Here is a 3,714-nt window from a genome sequence, read left to right as displayed (position 1 = left end):
CTTGTACTGTTAATAGGTGTTTGCTTAATTCCTATAGTAAAAATATTTACGATAATTCTAGTATATAAAATAGGTGCTGCAATAGTCGAGCCGATAGGAGAGGAGAATATATCGTCGTTTATGGATGAAGCCTCTAAGCTTATGACAGTTCTCTTAGTCTCTGTTTTAGCGATACTCGTAATGTTTTTTGTGACAGTAGGTGTTTTAACTTCGATTAGTATTGTTTCATAGATATTTAAATTTTTGCATTGGGAGGTGGAAATTATTAAAAGTTGGATAATTTGTGTTTTGATAGGTGCTTTTATCGTAAACATAGTAGACATGATACTTCCAAAGAGTAAATTAAAGCCCTATATAAATTTAGTCTGTAATTTTATATTTGTATTTATAGTAATATCTCCAATAGCAGGATTTTTTTCAGAAAAAAATTCATTAGAGGATAAAATTTTAAAATCTATGACAGAGTACAATGAAAAATATATAGAGAGCAATGCAGAAATTTTACAGGAAAGCGAAATTATAGATTTAAACAAAGAATACGAAAACAACTTGAAGAGTGTAATTCAGTTGAAGCTAGATGAATACGGATATGAACTTGAGGATATAGATTTAAATGGAACAGATATAGAGAGCTTGAAGCTAAAAGAAAAAACAGATCAAGATGCAGGTTCAAATCAAAATGATGAAAAGGAAGTTTTTGAGAATAAAACGGAAAAGGATTTAGACGAGAGAAAACTAAAAGACGATTTGATAAAAATATTAGAAGTATCGATTGATAAAATTGAAATTGATTAATAGGAGAGAGACTGATGTTTAAAAAATTAGATTTAAATGAAAAGGAAAAGAAGAAATTGATAACTTTGTTATCATTAGGATTAGTCTGTTTAATTAGTTTAGTATTGATTAATTTTATCCAAAATAGAAATAATAAAAATCAAGAAAATGCAAATAGTGAAATACAAGCTAGTGAGCAATTACAAAAAGAAGAAACTAAAAGTGAAGAGGAGGATTTGGAATCAAGGCTTACTGATATTTTAAAAGAAATAAACGGCTCTGGAGATGTATCTGTAATGATAACCTACGATAACAGCGAGGAGATAGAGCCTGCCTATAATTCAAACTCTACAAAGGAAACTACATCAGAGACTGATTCTTCAGGCGGTGAGAGAACAGTTGAAACATCGAGTGAAAATAAGACCATGGTTACATCTGATTCTTCAAAGCCCATAGTAATAAAAACAAAGGAGGCTAAAATAAAAGGAGTGATAGTAGTAGCAAGTGGTGCAAGCAATCCACAGGTAAAGGAGACATTGTATGAAGCTGTTCAAACAGCACTTCAAATATCAGGACATCAGGTTCAAGTATATGCTAAATAGAGGAATTAATATATAAAATGGAGGGGTTTGATGAGATTTAATTATAAAAACAGGGGATTTGTAGTAGTTTCGTTGAGTATGATGTTAGTTGCAGTTGGAGTAGTTAATTATCAGCTCAGCAAAGATTCTGCTTTGAGCGTTTCAGATGAATTTAAAGCATATGAACAGGCTCAGATAGATAAGAATTCATCTGAAGATGATACAGTTGTAGATAGCATCGAGGGGAAGGTAACAGTTGGAGATAAAGACGATAAAGATACAGCTGAGGCCAGTAATGAAAACAGCGAAGTAGAAAATATAGCTAAAGAAGCTAGCAAGGAGATAGAAAATAGTTTGAGTTCAAAGGAAAACATAGATAGCTCCACATATATAGTAGATATGAAGATGACTAGAGAAAAACAAAGAAATGAACTTACAGAGAAATTGAACGAAATAATAAATAACCCATCTACAACAGATGAAGCAAAAGTAGAAGCATCGAATATGAAGGTACAAATGGTAAAAAATTCAGATAAAGAACTACAGCTTGAAAATCTACTTTTAGCTAAAGGTTATAAAGATGCAATCGTATACATAAATGAAGGAAAAGTAAACGTAGTAGTAAATATGGAGGAAATAACACAAAACGATGCAAATAAAATATTTGAGCTAATAGGATCACAAGAAAATATAGATAGAGAAAATATTAAGCTTACAAATAACAGATAAATATTAAATTTTAGAATAAATCGGTACAATTGGGTTTATAATAAAATTAAGTCTTATTTCTTGCAAATTATATAAGTATTTGATATTATATAATAAATAATAGCCTAAAAATAGGGGGTAGTGTGTCATGGAAAATAACAATTTAGGACAAGTTAAAATATCAAATGAAGTCATAGTAACAATTGCTGGATTAGCAGCTTTAGAGGTTGAAAATGTAGAAACTATAACTACAATAACTGATAAACTACTTAAAAATAACGGTGTAAAAATTCAAATAGAAGAAGAACAAATAATCCTAGACATATATGTTAACATAGAATTTGGAGAATCTATACCAGATACAGCTTTCAAAGTACAAGAAAATGTTAAAAATACAGTAGAAACAATGACTGGTTTAGAAGTATCAACTGTAAACGTACATGTTCAAGGAGTTACATTCTATAAAGAAAAAGCAGAAAAAGAAGAAGCAAAAGCTCAAAAGAAAGAAGAAGCTAGATTAGCTAAGGCTGCTAAAAAGGAAGAAGCTAGATTAGCTAAAGAAGCTAAAAAGGCTGCTAAAGAAGCTGAACAAAATGGTGAAAGTGAAGACGAAGAAATAACAATAGCAGAGAAAGAAATAAAATTAAAACCCTCTGAAAATCAGGGGGTTTTTTTAATGCATTATAGTGTATAATAAGACTGAAGGAGGATGAACATGAAAAATAGAAGAGAAAAAAGAGAAACAAGCAGAGAATATTTAATGAAATTAATGTACCAAACTTATATATCAAATGGAGATATAACTGATTTAAATAACGAAATTGATACATTCCTAGAAAACAACGAGGAATACATAGTTAATAGATATGAAGAATTAGTTTTAAATTATTCAGATAAAGATGTAGAATTTGAAGGTATTTTAGTAAATGATTGTGTGGATAGAGTTTATCTGGATACAATGTGTGAAGTATTGAGAGATAAAATCGACGATATAAATGAATTAATAGAAAACAACGCTAAAAACTGGTCTGTAAATAGATTTTCAAAAGTAGATTTATCAATACTACAAATAGCAATAGCAGAAATGCTATCTGATTTAAATATACCAGATAAGGTTTCTATAAATGAAGCTATAAATCTTGCAAAAATGTATTGCGAAGAAAAAACACCTAAATTTATAAACGGAATTTTAGGAAGTGTTGTAAATGAAATCAAAGAAAGATAATATTGTCATAGGGATAGATACTAGCTGCTATACAACTTCTATAGCAGCTATCTCTTTAAATAAAGAGATAATTTTAAATGAAAAAATTATGCTCAAGGTCGACAAAAATGCTAAAGGACTTAGACAGAGTGAAATGGTTTTTCAACATATATCAAATATTGGAAAAATAGGCGAATCTATAAATGATATGTTCAAAGATTACAATATAGTTGGTATATGCGCCTCTAAAGCTCCAAGACCTGTAGAAGGGTCTTATATGCCTGTTTTTACTGTCGGTTTAAATACAGCTAAATTATTGAGTGCTACACATAATTGCCCTATTTTTGAGACGACACATCAAGAAAATCATATTGAGGCGAGCTTATTAGGTAGGTCGCGAGCGTCGTCACGCAGGCGATGAGCCTCGCCAGCGCAACCATGATCGGA

Annotated in this window: 7 protein-coding genes; all 7 read left to right on the top strand. The window is 30.4% G+C overall.

Annotation, left to right across the window (positions count from 1 at the left end; genetic code table 11):
• Positions 1-231: stage III sporulation protein AE (locus ACI3VO_RS09115; protein WP_439757613.1), on the top strand; the 231-nt coding region annotated here is incomplete at its 5' end.
• 24 nt (positions 232-255) lie between these two features.
• Positions 256-795 (top strand): stage III sporulation protein AF, encoded by a 540-nt coding sequence (locus ACI3VO_RS09110; protein WP_439757612.1) that lies wholly within the window; start codon positions 256-258, stop codon positions 793-795.
• A gap of 14 nt (positions 796-809) precedes the next feature.
• Positions 810-1,376, top strand: a complete 567-nt coding sequence (locus tag ACI3VO_RS09105) for a stage III sporulation protein AG (RefSeq protein WP_439757611.1) — start codon at positions 810-812, stop codon at positions 1,374-1,376.
• Between the two features lie 30 nt (positions 1,377-1,406).
• The gene (locus ACI3VO_RS09100; protein WP_439757610.1) at positions 1,407-2,084 is read left to right on the top strand and encodes a SpoIIIAH-like family protein; all 678 of its coding nucleotides are present in this window, start codon (positions 1,407-1,409) and stop codon (positions 2,082-2,084) included.
• 127 nt (positions 2,085-2,211) lie between these two features.
• Entirely contained in the window at positions 2,212-2,757 is a 546-nt protein-coding gene (locus tag ACI3VO_RS09095) for an Asp23/Gls24 family envelope stress response protein (RefSeq protein WP_439757609.1), read from the top strand.
• A gap of 21 nt (positions 2,758-2,778) precedes the next feature.
• Positions 2,779-3,288: a transcription antitermination factor NusB gene (gene nusB / locus ACI3VO_RS09090; RefSeq protein ID WP_439757608.1), complete on the top strand. Its 510-nt coding sequence runs from the start codon at positions 2,779-2,781 to the stop codon at positions 3,286-3,288.
• Positions 3,269-3,688 (top strand): hypothetical protein, encoded by a 420-nt coding sequence (locus ACI3VO_RS09085; protein ID WP_439757607.1) that lies wholly within the window; start codon positions 3,269-3,271, stop codon positions 3,686-3,688. The genes nusB and ACI3VO_RS09085 overlap by 20 nt, the downstream gene beginning before the upstream one ends.
• Positions 3,689-3,714 lie beyond the last annotated feature (26 nt).

Source organism: Intestinibacter sp. (assembly GCF_051866655.1).
Classification (GTDB): Bacteria; Bacillota; Clostridia; order Peptostreptococcales; family Peptostreptococcaceae; genus Intestinibacter.
Note: the sequence above shows the minus strand (reverse complement) of the source record. Positions and strands in the feature narration are given on the sequence as shown.